The 17,714-nt window shown below is 38.6% G+C and carries 8 protein-coding genes; 2 read left to right on the top strand and 6 right to left on the bottom strand.

Features of this window, described 5'->3' with window-relative positions; genetic code table 11:
* Window positions 1-23 precede the first annotated feature (23 nt).
* From K5X82_18640 to K5X82_18630, 3 genes are all read right to left on the bottom strand, one after another.
* Window positions 24-797 carry a polysaccharide export protein gene (locus K5X82_18640; GenBank protein ID QZT37219.1) on the bottom strand — a complete coding sequence of 258 codons (774 nt, stop codon included), beginning with the start codon at window positions 795-797 and terminating at the stop codon, window positions 24-26.
* Between the two features lie 216 nt (window positions 798-1,013).
* A complete protein-coding gene (locus K5X82_18635) occupies window positions 1,014-3,437 on the bottom strand; it encodes a polysaccharide biosynthesis tyrosine autokinase (GenBank protein QZT37218.1) in 2,424 nt (807 codons plus the stop codon).
* 1,454 nt (window positions 3,438-4,891) lie between these two features.
* A complete protein-coding gene (locus K5X82_18630) occupies window positions 4,892-5,893 on the bottom strand; it encodes a YhdH/YhfP family quinone oxidoreductase (protein QZT37217.1) in 1,002 nt (333 codons plus the stop codon).
* Window positions 5,894-6,029: 136 nt separating this feature from the next.
* On the opposite strand from K5X82_18630, the gene K5X82_18625 reads away from it, so the two are divergent.
* Window positions 6,030-6,347 (top strand): helix-turn-helix transcriptional regulator, encoded by a 318-nt coding sequence (locus tag K5X82_18625; GenBank protein QZT37216.1) that lies wholly within the window; start codon window positions 6,030-6,032, stop codon window positions 6,345-6,347.
* Window positions 6,348-8,108: 1,761 nt separating this feature from the next.
* Here K5X82_18625 and K5X82_18620 read toward each other — a convergent pair.
* From K5X82_18620 to K5X82_18610, 3 genes are all read right to left on the bottom strand, one after another.
* The gene (locus tag K5X82_18620) at window positions 8,109-11,576 is read right to left on the bottom strand and encodes a T9SS type A sorting domain-containing protein (protein ID QZT37215.1); all 3,468 of its coding nucleotides are present in this window, start codon (window positions 11,574-11,576) and stop codon (window positions 8,109-8,111) included.
* A 798-nt stretch (window positions 11,577-12,374) separates the two neighbouring features.
* Window positions 12,375-13,844 carry an MOP flippase family protein gene (locus tag K5X82_18615; GenBank protein ID QZT37214.1) on the bottom strand — a complete coding sequence of 490 codons (1,470 nt, stop codon included), beginning with the start codon at window positions 13,842-13,844 and terminating at the stop codon, window positions 12,375-12,377.
* Window positions 13,838-15,517, bottom strand: a complete 1,680-nt coding sequence (locus tag K5X82_18610; protein ID QZT37213.1) for a hypothetical protein — start codon at window positions 15,515-15,517, stop codon at window positions 13,838-13,840. Before K5X82_18610 ends, K5X82_18615 begins: the two co-directional genes overlap by 7 nt.
* 534 nt (window positions 15,518-16,051) lie before the next feature.
* Between K5X82_18610 and K5X82_18605 the strand changes: the two genes are divergently transcribed.
* Window positions 16,052-17,605, top strand: a complete 1,554-nt coding sequence (locus K5X82_18605; protein QZT39159.1) for an alpha-L-fucosidase — start codon at window positions 16,052-16,054, stop codon at window positions 17,603-17,605.
* Window positions 17,606-17,714: the final 109 nt, after the last annotated feature.

Raw genomic sequence — 17,714 nt, 5'->3', positions numbered from 1 at the left:
TTATTTTGTAGAGGAATAATAGATTATTTTATAAAGGTAGCATATAGCGCAATAAAAGTAGAGATGACGCTAATCATCAAACTAACACTAAATGTTTTCTTCCCATAGACTTTGCTGCCTGGCTCGACATAGACAATATCACTGGGCTGTATAATCAAATCACTACTAGCAAGTAGCTCTTCTTGCGTCAAGTCAACGATCCATATTTTCTGTTTGTCTCCATTTTTTCTAATAATCTTGACATTGGTACGCGAACCAAAATCGGTGATATCGCCTGCAAATCCTAACGCTTCAAATACCGTCATCTGATCTTTAAAAACCGTATAACGTCCCGGCTGTTTCACCTCACCCAATACTGTAATAGAGCGGTTAACCAACTTCACCACCACAGATGCCTGTGGTGCCACCTTTTGCACTTTCGCCTTCAACTCCTGCTGCACCATAGAGAGTGGTTTTCCGACGACACTTACTGCCCCAACAAAAGGATAGGTGACCGTGCCATTTTCTTGCACTTGATAACTCACCAAATCCACAGAAATTTCTGAGGTTAAACTATTATAGCTCTGCCCATTAAAAATCGCATTGGTCTCTGGATCAATAGAAGTAACAGAGATATATAGACGATCTCCTATTTGGATCTCATAAGGAGCGATGGTAGGCGCAGTTACAGATGACATGACAGTCTCTTTATTAGGGGACTGCAGATAGACCAACTCCTTCTTGGAGGTACAAGAGGCCAAAGCCATCATCGTAATAAGGAAATACAGTCCGCGGTTTAAAAATCGGGTACAACACATGGGTTACTATTTTTTTATTCCAATAATAAAATTGAAATACAAATTTTAATATTGAGTTTAGATCGTTAACTTTTACAGCTTCGCCTCCTCAATCCCATGTTTTAAATAGAACAAGCAAAGGCAAAACTCCGGATAAGCACACCGAAATTATATAATATTCACAGTCTCACCAAGAAAAAACAGAGTTTTTTAACACACCAAGAGACCGACTACCAATCAATTAACATAAACATCGCTACTGTTAATAACCTTATTTCGTCTCTTTCGGATCCAACCCAAAGTACGCCTTGAAACCTCTTCTTCCTGATAATAAGTGGGTCCAGGAACATCATTGAGTACCACATCCACTGACAGATATCTATTATGATCCTGTAGATACCGCCAAACAGAGCTAAAGTAGTGCATTGGAGTAACCCCTTTGCGAACCACAAAAAGAAAACGGTCACAGTAATCCAACAGGCCCAATGTATCTGGAACCAGCCCCAAAGGAGCCGTATCTAGTATAATTACATCATATATATCACGATAATGCAACATAAGCTTACGCATTCGTGTACATGCCAATAGATCTGCGGGGTTAGCCCCTTTTAATTTTCCAGAGAGAAATAGGTCCAATCCCTCTTCACTATGCTGTACATCAAAATGATCTAAATCAACCACTCCTTCCAGATAATCAATCAAGCCATATTCTGATTGGTGATCCAAAAGGTTCTGTAATCGAGGCTTGCGCAAATCCGTTCCAATAAGCAACACCTTCGCTCCTCTTTTGGCATAGGTCAATGCCATATTTACAGAGACGAAAGTCTTCCCCTCTCCGGCATTGGCTGAACTCACCAAATAGACCGCAGCTTTATCATAATTCGATCTTTTCACCTCCATCATGGTACGCAACTGATAAAACTGCTCCGATACTACAGACAATGGATCAAACACCACAGGCTTGGGGCCACAACGACTATGTCCCACCTTAATAATATCATTATCTCCTACTTCTCTCGCCACTTGCTTCGTATCTTGAATACGATCGGCTAAAAAATAGTGAAGTAAAATAAGTGCTACAGGAATAGAGACACCCAAAAATACAAACACAAGCAACAGTAACGGTTTCTTTGGCGCCACTTGCCTAGAAGCCTCTAAACGCGCAACTTCCACGACACTCCCTTTGGCTCGATTAGAAGCTTTGGTAATCTGAGAAGTAGTACGCTGCATTAATAGATAATCATATATACCAGACTGCACCTTATAGTGACGCTGCATCGCTTGGTATGCTCTCTCTAACTTTGGCATCTTACGCAACGCATTCAAAGTCTCTTGCCTCTCTCCTTCCAACTGTTCACATCTCACCTTATGCTGATTAACCCACTCAGCCAGACGCAAAGTAAGGTTCTTTGAAACATGCGTTTTTAATGCAAACAGACGATCAACCTCAGCCCCATTAACAAAAGTTTTCTCTTTCTCCACCGAATAGAGCCCCTGTACTCTATTAAGCTTCTCCACCTCTTGCTGTATGACAGGGTCATCGACTCCCATCATCGCTGGAGACAAAAGATTACCTCCCTGATTCTCCGAAAGATATACAGAGAGATATGCTCCATATCTTAAACAGATCTTCTCAAAAACTTGTTTCGACTCAAGTTGCTGTATCTTATCAAACAACGTTTGAGACTGTACATCCAACCCCACCATCGCATGCGCCTCTTGAAATATGGCAATGGAAGACTCCGTACTCTGTAGAGAATCGGATATCTTTTTTAGTTGTTGATCGACAAAAGCAATGACGCCATCGGCTTTACGATTACGAAAAGCCAACTCTTGTGCACGAATCTTATCCATCAACTGATTTAAGAAGTCCACATTTAATGCCGCATGACCACTTTTACTTCGTAGTCTAACAATAGAGGTCTTTTTCGAAACGGGTGCTATGGTTAATCCTTTCATCAATGATGTGGTCCACTGATCGACACTTCTAAAACTTAACTGATACGTCGTTCCGATAGGAACTTGTGACGCCTCAGGCAATATTTTTATCTGAATAGACTTCTCTCCTAGTGGTAATGTTAACACATCACCAGTAAGCGCTACTTCGGGTTTCAGCAATAGCTTCTTTTGGCCCTTCTCTCGAAGGTCAGGATACTCCCCACCCAAAGTCTGCCACTCCCACTGTGTCTCATCAACTTTAACTATCGTAGCAAAAGGTCCATTGGGAATAGCTTGCAATGTACTATAATCTAAATCAAAAGGATAAGTACGATAACAGTAACTATCTTTAAAGAGTCCTTCTTTGGTTACAACCAATTCCAAATCCATCTTTGTCACGACACGTCGAACCAAATCGTATGAGGTAAACATCGCAATTTGATTTTCAATAGAGCTAGAAGCACCTCCGATATCAAAACCATTCATCATCTGAGACATCTGCTCTACGCCTTGGGCACCTACAGACTCCTCTTCTACCATAAATAGCGCTTCGGACTGGTAAGTAGCAGGTCTGGTAAGAACAAAAAGAACCCCTAGTAAAAGTGACAATCCCAATGAAGCAAGAATCCACAACTTTTTGTGGTATAAGGTCTCTAATATTTTTTTTATTTCGATAGTAGATATCCCTATCGAAGAGTCTAAATTAGATGAGTTTATTGTCATTATTTTTTCTGTTCAGCCATAAAAAAAAGCCTCTCTAAGGCCCATACATTGTGGAGTCTAGATACAGCTTCGCTACTTTCAGTCCCAAATACCTTCTCTGAAGTAGGACCAAATCATCTCTAGTAATCTACACAAGCACAGAATAGCCCAAAACAACATCCATCATAAAAGAGTCATTGAATTGAAACTATCTTATGATCAAAACTAACCCATTTTATGATAATTGTACACATCGATTATGTTAAAAAATATTTAACAATCCTACCATTCAATGAACCAAACAGTTACATTATCTTAAAATCATATTAAAAAGAACACAAGAAATATTTAGCCACGGAATAGACGGATTACCACGGATCTTTGTTGTGGTTGACGCGCAAAGAAATATAGCCATGGATTAGACGGATCTTTCTGTGGTTGAAGCGTAAGGTGAAGAGCACCGCTAAGACGCAAAGACACGAAGGATTGAAACGCACGGGATGGGACACTGATGAAACTGATTGAACTGATGAAACAGATTTTATTTGTTATTGATGTGTTCCCTGAAAGGGAAACCCAACTTAGCCCAATGGTGGAGACCATAGCTTGACCGCAAGGTCAAGATATCGGTTGGAGTCTTGGGTAAAGATCCCCCTCCAACAGCAAGGGCTGAAGGCCTGTCCGAAAAAATAGCAGCGGATATAAATGAACCTCGTAGAGGCGCGATGCTCGCGTCTAAAAAATAATATAGCCACAGATTGGACGGATTAGACGGATTAGACGGATCTTTTAAATTAACCACGAAGACACAAAGACACGAAGGGTTGAAGTGCACGGGATGGGACACTGATGAAACTGATTGAACTGATGAAACAGATTTTATTTGTTGTTGAAGTGTTCCCTGAAAGGGAAACCCAACTTAGCCCAATGGTGGAGACCATAGCTTGACCGCAAGGTCAAGAAATCGGTTGGAGCCTTGGGTAAAGATCCCCCTCCACAACCAAGGGCTGAAGGCCTGTCCGAAAAAATAGCAGCGGATATAAATGAACCTCGTAGAGGCGCGATGCTCGCGTCTAAAAAATAATATAGCCACAGATTGGACGGATTACCACGGATCTTATAAATGAACCACGAAGACACAAAGACACGAAGGGTTGAAATGCACGGGATGGGACACTGATGAAACAGATTTTATTTGTTGTTGAAGTGTTCCCTGAAAGGGAAACCCAACTTAGCCCAATGGTGGAGACCATTTCTTGACCGCAAGGTCAAGAAATCGGTTGGAGCCTTGGGTAAAGAAGTACTCCACAACCAAGGGCTGAAGGCCTGGCCCAATATTAAATACTACAACCTTGGATCATTACTAACCTACTTTTATCAATGCATGTATATGGTTGAAACTCCTTCACCAATAGCTTACTCCTAGCCCATAGCAATCACTTTGGACCAGGAGTAATGAGACAAATAACTGCACTTTATTTAATCGCGACAACCACTCTACCAACACTCTTCTTGTCAAGCATAATATCAATAAACTGTTGCAAATCATCTAAAGATGTCTCTGAGACAAGTTGCTCATCGAAATCGACAGCCCACGCATTGGCTAATAACATCCAAATCTCTTTACGAATAGACATCGGACAGTTTTGCGAATCTACACCAAGAAGTGAAACCCCTCTCAAAATAAATGGATAGACAGTCATTGCAAAATCACCAGAACCAATATTCCCACACGTAGTCACACTTCCTAATGGCTGACATCCTTTCAGCATGGTGGTTAATGTATTTCCTCCAACCACATCAATAGCTCCAGCCCACTGTGTTCTCAACATAGGACGCCCAGAGGTATCATCCGAAATCGCACGATCAATCTGAGACGTGGCTCCAATACGTTTAATATCCTGGTCCTCTGTCAGCTGATAGTTGGCTGCAATCACCTCATAGCCTAGGTGGCTTAAAATTTTAGAGGCCACACTACCCACCCCACCTAAAGCACCAGTGACTACTACAGGCCCCATCTCTGGTTTTTGTCCATTCTGCAGGAGACGATAGACTGAAAGTGCAGCAGTAAAACCAGCTGTACCATATACCATCGCTTGGCGAGAAGTCATTCCGTCGGGCATCGGTACCACCCAACCTTCTGGCACTTGAATATACTCAGCATAACCTCCAGGGTGACTCATGCCTAACTCGTAACTTGTTACGATTACCGCATCGCCCTCTTTAAAAGCATCACTTTGACTCTCAACCACCACTCCCGCAGCATCAATACCGGGAGTATGAGGATAGTTTCTTGTTACTCCTTTATTTCCAATCGAAGAGAGTGCATCTTTAAAATTCAATGAGCTATAATCCACCTTCACTCTAACTTGTCCCTCTTCTAAATCCATATGAGGCATCTCTTTGATAGATGTCTGATAATTACCCTCTATCTCTTCAACACGAAAAGCACGATATGTCTTATTATTTAAATTCATTGTAGATACGCTAGTTAATGTTATTTTTACACAAATAAGAGAACAAAAAAACTATAATACAACAACTTACAAATGATACCGATACGAACATTTTGTTCTAAATTAAGAGTATCAACACCTTTAGGAGAGAAAAAACATGAAAAAAGGATACTGCCCTATCGACACATTTATACAAAGCATTAAAGGAAAAAGAAAGGGTACGATCATCTTGCACCTTTTTATTGAAAAGCGACGATATAATGAACTCGCAAAACTAATGCCTGATATTAGCGAAAGGATGCTTTCAAAACAGCTTAAAGAACTTGAAGAGGATCTTTTGATACAAAAAACAATCTACCCAGAAGTACCTCCCAGAGTGGAATATAGCCTCACCAACCTAGGTAAAGAGATCCAACCAGTCCTCAAATCCATGTTTAGAGCAGGGATACATCTAGAAAAACAGATGGAAAAATAATTAAGCAGCCCCTAGAGTGGCTACCGTTCATAAATGAGAAGCAGGTGAGTGACAAGTTGCACCAAATCTGGGAAATAAGACACAAAGGAGTGAAGTGCAAGGATAGAGAGAACCACGAAGACGCATAAGGCACGAAGAGTTGAAGCGCAAGGATCGAAAGAACCACGAAGACGCAAAGGCACGAAGAGTTGAAGCGCAAGGATAGAGAGAACCACGAAGACGCATAAGGCACGAAGAGTTGAAGCGCAAGGGGGAAAGAACCACGAAGACGCATAAGGCACGAAGAGTTGAAGCGCAAAGATCGAAAGAACCACGAAGACGCAAAGACACGAAGGGTTGAAACACACGGGATGGGACACTGATGAAACAGATTGAACTGATGAAACAGATTTTATTTGTTGTTGAAGTGTTCCCTGAAGGGGAAACCGAACCTAGCCCAATGGTGGAGACCATTTCTTGACCGCAAGGTCAAGAAATCGATTGGAGCCTTGGGTAAAGAAGCCCCCCCACAACCAAGGGCTGAAGGCCTGTCCGAAAAACAGTATTGCCGCAGATTATTTTTCAAACACCAATAAATGCAATACGCTTTATTTCAAACAAATACACTCACACTCTTTGTTATACCATCACATTTTTATATATTGAAATAGGTCAATAACAGGATTCAATATAAGCAATCATTCGGACGTTTATTCTTGTTTTCCGAATTCAACTTAACAATGTTGTGGAACTTTATAAATATATATTCATCATCACAATGGTACAACATCAGTACATATCCAAAGCCCACACTTCACAAAATCACACCTTGTGGGATATAGCTTCAAAGTACATCCTCCTACCCTACTTTGTATCTGAACTGTACCTTCTCTTACCTTTGTCCATGGTTCAGCCATGATTCGTCCATCGATTTCGGGGGTATCGATGGCTGAATCATGGGGGTACCATGGATAAAATATGGACAAAGCTAGGAGAAGACACTTATCATCCTCTTAGAAGTTAAGGAGAAAACCTAAAGAGAGGGGGAGAGAACATCTTTTACAAAGTTCATCTTACTCTCTCAATCTCACACCTGTAAACGGCAATTTAATAGCTGTCAATTTTTCGTATAAGGAAATCACCACTCTCGCATGCCCCTATCCTTATACCTATTTCACCATCGACAACCAGATATTTCACCCTAATATAACACGGTCTTAAAACGACTCTCAAACGGTTCAAATACGGTGATGGTTCATACTTAGTTCATGGTTCCTTCATAGTTCACTCAATATTTTGGCAATTTTTATGGCCCAACTCCGAATAAGCTTTGCGTTATTCATGTAAAGTCACCGTATTGGAACCGTTTTCAATAGGTTTTAAGACCGTTTTCAGCGGCTGTTTGACCACTGCATATAGAATGAAATAAACATTGATATTTTAGGTGGATTTAACGCTATTGTACAAACGGTAGAGAGACGAGCAAGAAGATTTAGAATGAGTTATAATTTCATCGAGGGGACACATCTAGACAGTAGCATATTAGACTTTAGACTAGCGAGTAGACATGGCCTAATATGACCTGTTTTCCACCAATTCTTGGAAAGATCCTAAAAAAGAGAGAGAGATGCTCCAAAGAACACCTCTCTTTCAACAATCAACTTTTTGTCATACATAGAAAGCTAAAATACGACCATTTATATCAGACAAAAAATTATACATAATGGCTCCTTTTTTTTATAAAAAACTTAAAAACAGTTCATGTAAAAAAGGTGGGTACTATTAGTACTTTACTATTCGCGTGTTGTAGACAACACGATCTCCATCTACCAATTCGAATATATATATTCCCTTGTCAAATGAAGATAGATCGATTTGCGTTGGATAGAAGTAACCCGAATCCGTAGGTCGAGAATAGATCTGTTGCCCTAAAATATTTCGAATTTTTATCTGTCCAGCAAAGGCGAACTCATAGGATGAACGAATATTCAACACCGAAATAAAAGGATTCGGATAGAGAGTAACATCTATCGGTGCAACCACGGATGTTTCTGATTTGGTATCCATTAATTTGCGTGATGTGACAGCATCTGTTGTAGTCGTACGCATCACCATATAGGTAATATTCTCAGGAATATGTGTTCTTTCAACATCTGTCACTTGATCCTCCAAACAAACTAGAGATAGTGCATTGGGTTGAATTGCATTGCTACTATAAAGGGCAGGCCATCCTCCATTATTTCCTTTGATTCCTGCTTGGGTTGCTGATGCAAAATTCGCTCCTGTCAAAGAGGTATAATTGGCTCCTGCAGCACTATATCCATCCATTCCACGTACTGAAGCGGAGGTGACTCCAGACTGAATCTCCATGCCTTGTAAGTGATGACGTCCTGACTCCATTACGATATAGCCAATCTGTTCTGTATAGTGACCGACAGATGCTTCACCAACATGCTTTGTCACGGACAATTTGGATGCAGTTGGAGGATTAGTCGTCACATCTGAACTGGTATAACAAACAGACCAAGAAGGGTTGTTATTACTCATTACTTGCCCTAACACCACAGGGGTTGTATAGCTGTTGTAATAGTTTCTTAATTCAGAGATGTATCCATTCGGTTGTGATGAAGTTTTCACACTTGACACAATTTTCGCTTCCATCTTAAACTGATGACTAGCCTGGGTATAGACTCCCTCTTCGACCACCAAGAAATGGGTTGTATAGTTCTCTGTTAATGGCTTATTACTTGGCACCTGCAGTTTGGCTTGAAAACTACTCTCAGTAACATCTTTAATGCGAACGACTGCACTTACGGCACTATTTGATGGAACAGTTACGGTTCCGACAACCACAGGAGTAGTATACACATTAGACAGTGAAATAGTTTGCCACTGTGACGATAATGACACCTGCTTAGTTTCCATAGGAACTTGTGGAATTTCGAAACAGGTGATGTAATTCTCTTTCACCATCGTATCATCACCATTGGCGTTGGTTACTTTCAATGTTACACGATAGTCTCCAGGAGTGTTGTAGCGTACCACTGGATTTTCTTGCGTACTTGTTGCTGGGGTTCCCCCTTCAAAAGACCATTCGAAAACAGAGGCTCCAGTTGATTTTGAACTAAACGTCACATCTGAATTGACCTTTACTCTCTTAATGTTGGCATCAAAAGATGCCACTGGAGTTGCAACACTTTGGAATGACACAGGAATTGTTATTGGATCGGAATATGCAAAGTCATTGCTTACAGCCACCACTTCGATCACAGCCTTATTCTCTGTAGGAAGACGTTTCAATTCTTGCACAAAATATCCTTCACAACTACTTCCACCTAAATGAGTGCGAGTTCCATCTGCACTCTTTTTATAAACATTATAATAATAGATCCTCTTATCATTGATGTCTGAAGAATGATCCCAACTCAAACTTACTGAAGCCACATCAGCAGTCTCTTCGACTTGACTTACGATCGAAAGATTAGATGCTGCTGCTGGAGCCACTGGTGTTCCATTCAATACCGCAAAACGACCTATTTTCATCTCATAATTACTACCTGCAGCCCCCTCAACTAATAATGAAACAGCCTTAATTCGCTTACCTGCCAACTGACCGATAGCTATATTTTTCATATTCCACTCTTCAGAAGTACTACTACCTAGAGGGAAATAGTGCCACTCTTTGGTTTTCGGGTTCGTACAAAGTGCAAGCTTCATATGCGTAGGTTGATTGGCTTTACCACTCTTATACACCACTTGAAAATTAGTCTCTGTAGAGACAGGCAAGTCGGACATATAGAGACGAACCTCATTATCCGCAGTCACATCGCCTTTTATTCTCAAACTATTACTACCATAGAATGCATCACTCCAATCGAAATCCACAGCAACTTTAGCCCCAGTACTAAATACCATCCATCTCCATGTTGGTAAGATATCTTGGAACGTACGGTTACTCCATGGACGATTGCGAATCTGTTTTCCATTCTCAAAGAACTTCTTACCATGACCAGTACCGAAATTGGTTACAAAAGGGATGGAAGTAATCGGCGTTGAAGCAGGGATATAGTTTGCAATGCCTTTCCAGTGCCAAGGGCCAACGGTTTTCTTTGGATTGTGATTCTGTCCTACCCAGAATCGACTAGAACGATCATAGAAATCATCCATTGTTTTTGCTCTACGCCACGTAGTAGCATCAGGGTTAAATAGTCCTATAGAGGTGTGGTGTGGATGCCCTTTGGGGCAGACCAGCGGCATACACCTAGTGTTCACATTACGATTTAGTACATCATTAACTGTTTTCTCTAACTCAATACCCGAATATACATCATATGGACTACGTCCAATCTCAATAGCCTTCTGCTTAGAACGATAAGGGTAGTGGGATGTCATAGAGGATGAACTGTTTCTTGTCCACCAGTAGTTTAAGAAATACTCGTCACTAACAAGGTCGTCCCCATCTTGAAAGAAGGCTTTGTTTGCATCGTTAAGCATATTCTGATAGCTCACCACTCCTGACAGAGTTAAGGCATCATAGAAATGAATAGACAAATCAAGACCTCTCTTCTGTGAAGCTGTTTCAAAATACTTCAAAAACTCTCTCAGCAATCTTGCTTGAGTCGAATTGATTGATCTTTCGAAGTTGTAAAAGTAACCATCGAAGCCAAAATATTCGCAGGCATCAATAAGCTTATCCGCTACTCTAAAACGACCATCCAGCTCTTTTCGTAATAGAATATTATACCACTTGCTTGGACCTTCACCCAATAAGCCATAGGCACGAACACCATTACGATGGGCTGCATCAATCATATCTGCCGGTGGTGCTTTCATATTAAAAGGTCCAGCATAGTTGATATCCCAACAAGCATAACTATAAACATATTGCCAAAAGCTAAAACACCATAGCTCATCACTTAAATATCCATGAGGAGTACGGTTACTTGCACGTCCTACATCGGGAGAGGCAGACATGGAAAGCACATGAACTTTAGCCTCATTAGGGCGAGCATTTGCATTGGCTTTCAAGCCAACAATCTGTCTACGTTTCGCGAGAGGAACGGTACTTCTAGTATAGGCATTATCACCTTCTCCAGGAACCCACTGTAGTATTGTGGAGGTATTTTTTGTCCAAGTGTAGGTTTGGTTTGAAGGCATCTTCTTTAACTTTTTCTTGGGATTCATAGCCCCAGCAGTTAAAGAAGTTATTAATACTGCAACGAGGCAGGTCAAAAAGCATAATCTTTTCATAAAGCAGATATTTATTATTAAATGAATAAACAACAGTCCATATCATATAACGACATGACTGTCTTTATTTTTGACATTCAATTTTAAAATGAGACTTTACGAACAGATCTATTAATCACACTAAAGACATAGCCATTAATAAGGCTTTATCTTAAAAACTTCAGCTATAAGAGCTGATATTAAATAACGTACAACATAAATTTAGAGATGATCAACTTATGCCCTTTTTATTTTCATGCACATTATCTTATATTAAACAAATCTAAGATGAATAGTTGTGTCTTTTTAGTTTTACTGTTAGAACCTATATGAAGCAGTTACAACTCAATTAAGATATTACACATATATTAAAAACAAACACATTGTATTCCAACTTAATAGACTCTTATATAAAAGTAGCATAATACTCCTTTAATTAAGAATAAACAGAACATGTTTAACAACAGAACATACACGATATCAAACAAATATAAAGCACAGCCTTTATTTTGGCTAGATAAATACAAGCCCAATAAATCAAAGAGGATTCATTGGGCTTGTAATGGAATATCCCAATATTAGGGTCATAAAATATAGATCCTAATGCAACAACCTTTTAGTTATAGTCAGTATTTATTACTAATAAAACCCTGTTTATTGATCTGAACAGATAAATCATTTTTTCGAACTCATGTTATTGCGGCATGCACTGAAAGTGCTACAGTTAATAGCCCAGTGCGAAGCGATAGGTATTAGGTCAAAGAGACTGAGAAGGCCTGTAAGTCCGATCATTATATATCCATTCCGCATAGATCTTCTTCATACAGAATATAGATGTTTCTTTATGTCTTTTATCCAAATCACATACAGATGTCCTCCTTTAGGATTCATAAAGTAAGTTAAGACCGCATAAATAGATAAGACGATGAACACTTTACAACATAAAAGTAATATCATGGATGAAACCGTTATATATGAGCAGATCATCATACTTAAGATAAGACTAATAAGCATTACCATCAAAGTCCAAACATAACATCGTAGATAGTTGACAAATGGTACGGATATCATCTTTCTTATCATTATTCTCCATGCAGGATACTGATAGATAAGAGATACAATAAAATAAGAAAGTGCGACCATATTCATTCCTCCCAAACTACCAATATATATTACAACTGGAGTAATTATCACACGAACTACAGTCCAATAGAATCCGAGATTTGTTTTACCTGTTGCCACCTGTAGTGCACCAACAGGACTACCGACGGCCTGAATGGCATATGCCAATGATAAGAATAATAGAACCGTTCTACCTTCAAAATAGGCTGATCCATAAAAGACAGTTAGGATCTCTCCTGCACCTAATGCAACTATCATATATATAGGGAAATTTATAAGGGCCATGGCTCTAACAACCATTAAATAGGTCTCTTTTAACTTCTCTTTTTGCTGCTGCATCAAGGAGAAATAGGGACTTAAAACAGAGGTTATAACAGGATTTATCAGCCTAAACAGCCTTAACCCGAACTCCTTTGAAAGAGTATAAACCCCAACAGAAGAAGGTGATAATACTGCACCTAAAATTATTATATCCATCTCTTTGGACAAGAAGTCTAATAGTGAAGTCGCCATCGAATAGAACCCAATTCGATAAAAAGAGAGTGTTCCATGAATTGATATGGTGAACAGCAGAGGGTGCCTGGCATAATCTATCAGAATAAAAACTAAACTTGCAACAACCGATCTTATTAAAGTGGAGTAGACCAAACTATATATTCCATAACCATTAAAACATAGAGTGATCGCAAATACGGTGCCTATTAATACTGAAATAGATTCCCCATAAAAGATCTCTCTGAACATAAAATTCTTTTGTAGAAATGTATGATGTAATTTTCCTAAAGAGATCAAAATAAGATTTAATCCAAGTACTCTTATTACATCAACTAACCCCATGGAGTTATAAAGTTCGGCAATAATAGGTGCAACTAAAAATAGGACGAAATAACTCAATAAAGATGAGATAATTGTAAGCCAATACAAACTAGAGTATTGCACTTTAGATATTGTCTGTTTATGTAGAAGAGCAGTAGTGACCCCCATTTCGACAAACACATGAGTAAAGCTAACTACAACCATCGCTATAGCCAATGATCCAAAAACATCAGTATCGAGAAACCGTGCCAAAACAGCAACCTGTACAAGGTGAAAAATGGAAGTCATGATCTTATTGATAGAACTCCATTTTAAACCACCAAACAACATGCTCTTTCCTTCATTTAACATTTATCTATCGCTTTGATCATCCCTAATAGAGATAATGTAAGGTTTTTCTCTAAACAATTCCCTGAATTAAATAACCTCAAACAATCATGTTTCAACTCTTTATCAAAATCTAATAGATCAATAGATTCATTTACATACGAATTCATCCATTTTCGTAATGAGTCATTATGAGAATAATAGTAACCTATTGGATTCATATGTGTTTTGTCATTCCACTTATCTGGTTGTACTCTTAACCCACGAAGTACAAATGCAGGAATACGATTCCAAATAATGCTATACTTGCCTATAGATAATCTGCGAGCCATTGGACTGTCGATTCTACATCCTATCCCCTCCCAAATATATCTTGCACACTCAGGATGTTTGGTAAGTATCCATTTCTTATACAAACGATGGTCATAACGTAACGATAATGGAATATTATACAGTGATGATAAGAAGTCATGATCTAAGAAAGGGGATAATGATTCGGTATATTGATAATACACATTACTTCCCATGTTGGCAGCCCCTAATGCTCTATTATAGATCATAAAATGTTCTTGATTCTCATAGAAATTCAAATCCATCAAGCTCTGTTTTTCCAAAAAAGCAAGTGAATGCCCTCCCCCATTGGGATCAATTCTATCCTGCCCCGTAGGAGTATTCATAAAACTACCTATTACAGCATCCCCAACTTGTCCCGTATGTACAACACCATAATTATCAAGATTAATATTCTTAATCATTGAATAGCCATGAGAAAATCCAAAATATAATGCGAGTCCTTGTGAAACTTGGGTCGTCTGATCAAGATTCTTCAAGAAGTTACCATTATCAAGAAATTGAAAAATCCATTCATGATTTAAATCTGAAGCTATTTGGGAAGCTATTTCCGAATCCAACGTACCAGATTGTGCAAAAGTAAAATTTAGTTGGTCATCATATCCCATCTTGTGAGCCATCATCACTGTCATTCGAGAGTCTAATCCACCACTTAATGATGCGATATGTTTGAAACGATAATCATCATCCAGTTTAAAATTTCGATCTATAGCTTTCAAAAACAGATCATCAACAATCTCGACAGCATCTGACATCTTAATGGAATTGTCTGACTTTAATGAAATTTTATAATAACATTCAGTATAAGCAAGGTCATTTGAACCCCTTAGACGAAAGCCAGTTCTTAATCTATTTATTTCTGAAACGATTGTATTAGACTCAACCATAAACCCTCGAGTCAATAAATCATAACATGAAGGGATGGATATAGACACACTATCACCTTTGCTCTTAATATGAGAAACCATATCAAAAATATTATTCCCCATTAAAACAAAGTCCTTTGACTGGTAGTAGAAAAGTGGCTTTGAGTTGATCTCGTCCCCAAAAAAACACCATTCACTTCGTTGTTTGTCATAAATCAAACCATAGTAAGACCCTCTAAGTCTCTCGTGAAATGTTAATCCATAATGATTCACAAGTTCATTAATGACTTCACTCCATTGTTCTTTCCGGTAGTGGGTGCACAGATCTAGTCTGTTTACAAATACGCCATCTAGAATAATGCGATATTGATCCGTGTCAATATTTATGTTATCTCTGTAGAACTTATTTTTCGTTTGGTATTTCACATTAAAGAGTTCTGCTCGAGGACCAAGTTTTACTTCTACCAATAACTTTGACATCTTATCTTTATTATTTATTATTGAGAATTTAATAAGTATTCTAAGGATCATGTATCCTCCACATAAACGGTTATTCTTATGTTTAAGTATAATAAATACGGACAAATAATAGCTTGGAGTACCTCTTTTAAGAACCGTATTGGTATAACAAAGCTTATTACAGATTATTAGAAATCGCTTATTCCAATAATTTGCACAAAACAGTATTTAATTACGATGAAACACAGAGCTCTAATGATCGCACCAATTTAGATGATCACTCAAAGTAAACTATTTTACACATATCAGAACATATATAGAACAATATCATACAGTGGATTCAATAAGGTAGACTATATTGATTAACATGAAATGATCTTTAGTGTAACACATCGGTGCAATCATCTTGAAATGTTCTAAAAGTTATACTTTTTGGTCTTTTTCATATAATAAAGTGATGCAGAATAGTGTTAATTAGGATCTCATTATTATCCTTTAATAACAATTCTATCTTTTGAAAACAGTTAACTAAATATGTGTAAAATGGATTATTCTATTAATTCCGTTGTTAAAAAAGCAATACTTGCTATGTTGATAGTAAGTAGCTTTGTTATAACTCCTCCTTGTCAAGCATTATCCTCAAAGAAGGAAGAGAAAAAAGAGTTTAAAGAGGACTGGAAAGAGCTTAAAAATCATCAAGCCTCACCCAAATGGTTTGCCGATGCAAAGTTAGGGATATACTTTCATTGGGGAGTCTACTCTGTACCTGCTTATGGTAATGAGTGGTACCCTAGGAATGTTCATTTCAAGAACAGAGGAATATATAAGCACCATGTGAAAACATATGGTAACTTTGACAAGTTTGCTTACCATGATTTTGTTCCCATGTTTAAAGCGGAGAATTTTAATGCAGCGGAATGGGTACAACTTTTTGAAGATGCAGGAGCACAGTTTGCAGGCCCCGTAGCAGAGCATCATGATGGTTTTTCGATGTGGGATAGTGAGGTTACACCATGGAATTCTATGGACAAAGGGCCCCATAAAGACATTGTAGGAGAGATGAAAAAGGAGATGGACAAACATGGTATGAAATTTATTACGACATTTCACCATGCCAGAAATCTTCAGAGATATAGCGATCGTTATGAGGATGAAATTGCAAACCATAAAGGAAGGTTTCAAGATTCTCATTATCCCTATTTCCCTGGTACACCTCCTACAACAAAAGACCCTGAATTGGCATACCTTTATGGTAATATTCCAGAAGCGGAATGGAATGAGAAGGTTTGGTTTGGTAAGTTAAAAGAGGTCATAGACAAATACCAGCCAGATATCATATGGTTTGACTCATGGCTAGATCGAATTCCAGAGAACTACCGTAAGAAATTCTGTACATACTACCTTCAAGAAGCTAAAAAGTGGCATAAAGATGTAGTTATTGTTAGAAAGCAGAATGACCTACCTATCGAATTTACAGTAGATGATCTTGAAAAGTCGAGAAAGAATAAGATTGAAAAGCATGTTTGGATGACAGATGAAACCATCAGCAAAGGCAGCTGGTGTTACACTGACAATCTTAAGGTTAAACCATCGGAGGATGTTCTTCATGTACTGATCGATATTGTGAGTAAAAATGGGGTGCTTCTTCTTAATGTCTCGCCAAAAGCTGACGGTACGATTCCTCAAGACCAACAAAAAGTATTACGAGATATGGGATCATGGTTAAAAAAATATGGTGAGTCTATTTATGCTACCAGACCATGGTATACCTTTGGCGAAGGCCCAACGAAAGAACCGGATGGACATTTCAATAACCATAAGAAGTTCTTGAAGATCAAATATACGGAAGAGGATATTCGTTATACCACAAAAAAGAACACTGTATTTGCAACCATTTTAGGTAAAGTCACTCCTAAGAGGGAGTACGTGTTAACTGCTTTTAACAAAGCCAATAATGATCATTATGGCAAAGTAAAGGGAGTAAAAGTACTCGGTTCAAAGCACAAAATTAAATGGAAACTAAAAGAGGATGGACTTCATCTAACCATGCCCAAAGGTATGGAAGAAGATATGGCTTCGGTAATTAAAATACATACTCAACACTTATAGTAGATAGCAAGGAGAGCAGATACCAAATATCTGCTCCCCTCTATAATAATCCTATTATATACAGGAGACATAACGTCAGTACTTACACGAACCGATGGTATCACTTCTT

The sequence above is a fragment of the Prolixibacteraceae bacterium genome (assembly GCA_019856515.1).
GTDB classification, from domain to species: domain Bacteria; phylum Bacteroidota; class Bacteroidia; order Bacteroidales; family Prolixibacteraceae; genus Halosquirtibacter; species Halosquirtibacter xylanolyticus.
This window is presented reverse-complemented; position numbering and strand designations above follow the sequence as displayed.

What these genes read in the sequence shown, in the direction of transcription:
- K5X82_18625 (QZT37216.1), top strand. Translation starts at nt 6,030, where the DNA reads ATGAAAAAAGGATACTGCCCTATCGACACATTTATACAAAGCATTAAA.
- K5X82_18640 (QZT37219.1), bottom strand. Translation starts at nt 797, where the DNA reads ATGTGTTGTACCCGATTTTTAAACCGCGGACTGTATTTCCTTATTACG.
- K5X82_18635 (QZT37218.1), bottom strand. Translation starts at nt 3,437, where the DNA reads ATGACAATAAACTCATCTAATTTAGACTCTTCGATAGGGATATCTACT.
- K5X82_18630 (QZT37217.1), bottom strand. Translation starts at nt 5,893, where the DNA reads ATGAATTTAAATAATAAGACATATCGTGCTTTTCGTGTTGAAGAGATA.
- K5X82_18610 (QZT37213.1), bottom strand. Translation starts at nt 15,517, where the DNA reads ATGTCAAAGTTATTGGTAGAAGTAAAACTTGGTCCTCGAGCAGAACTC.
- K5X82_18615 (QZT37214.1), bottom strand. Translation starts at nt 13,844, where the DNA reads ATGTTAAATGAAGGAAAGAGCATGTTGTTTGGTGGTTTAAAATGGAGT.
- K5X82_18620 (QZT37215.1), bottom strand. Translation starts at nt 11,576, where the DNA reads ATGAAAAGATTATGCTTTTTGACCTGCCTCGTTGCAGTATTAATAACT.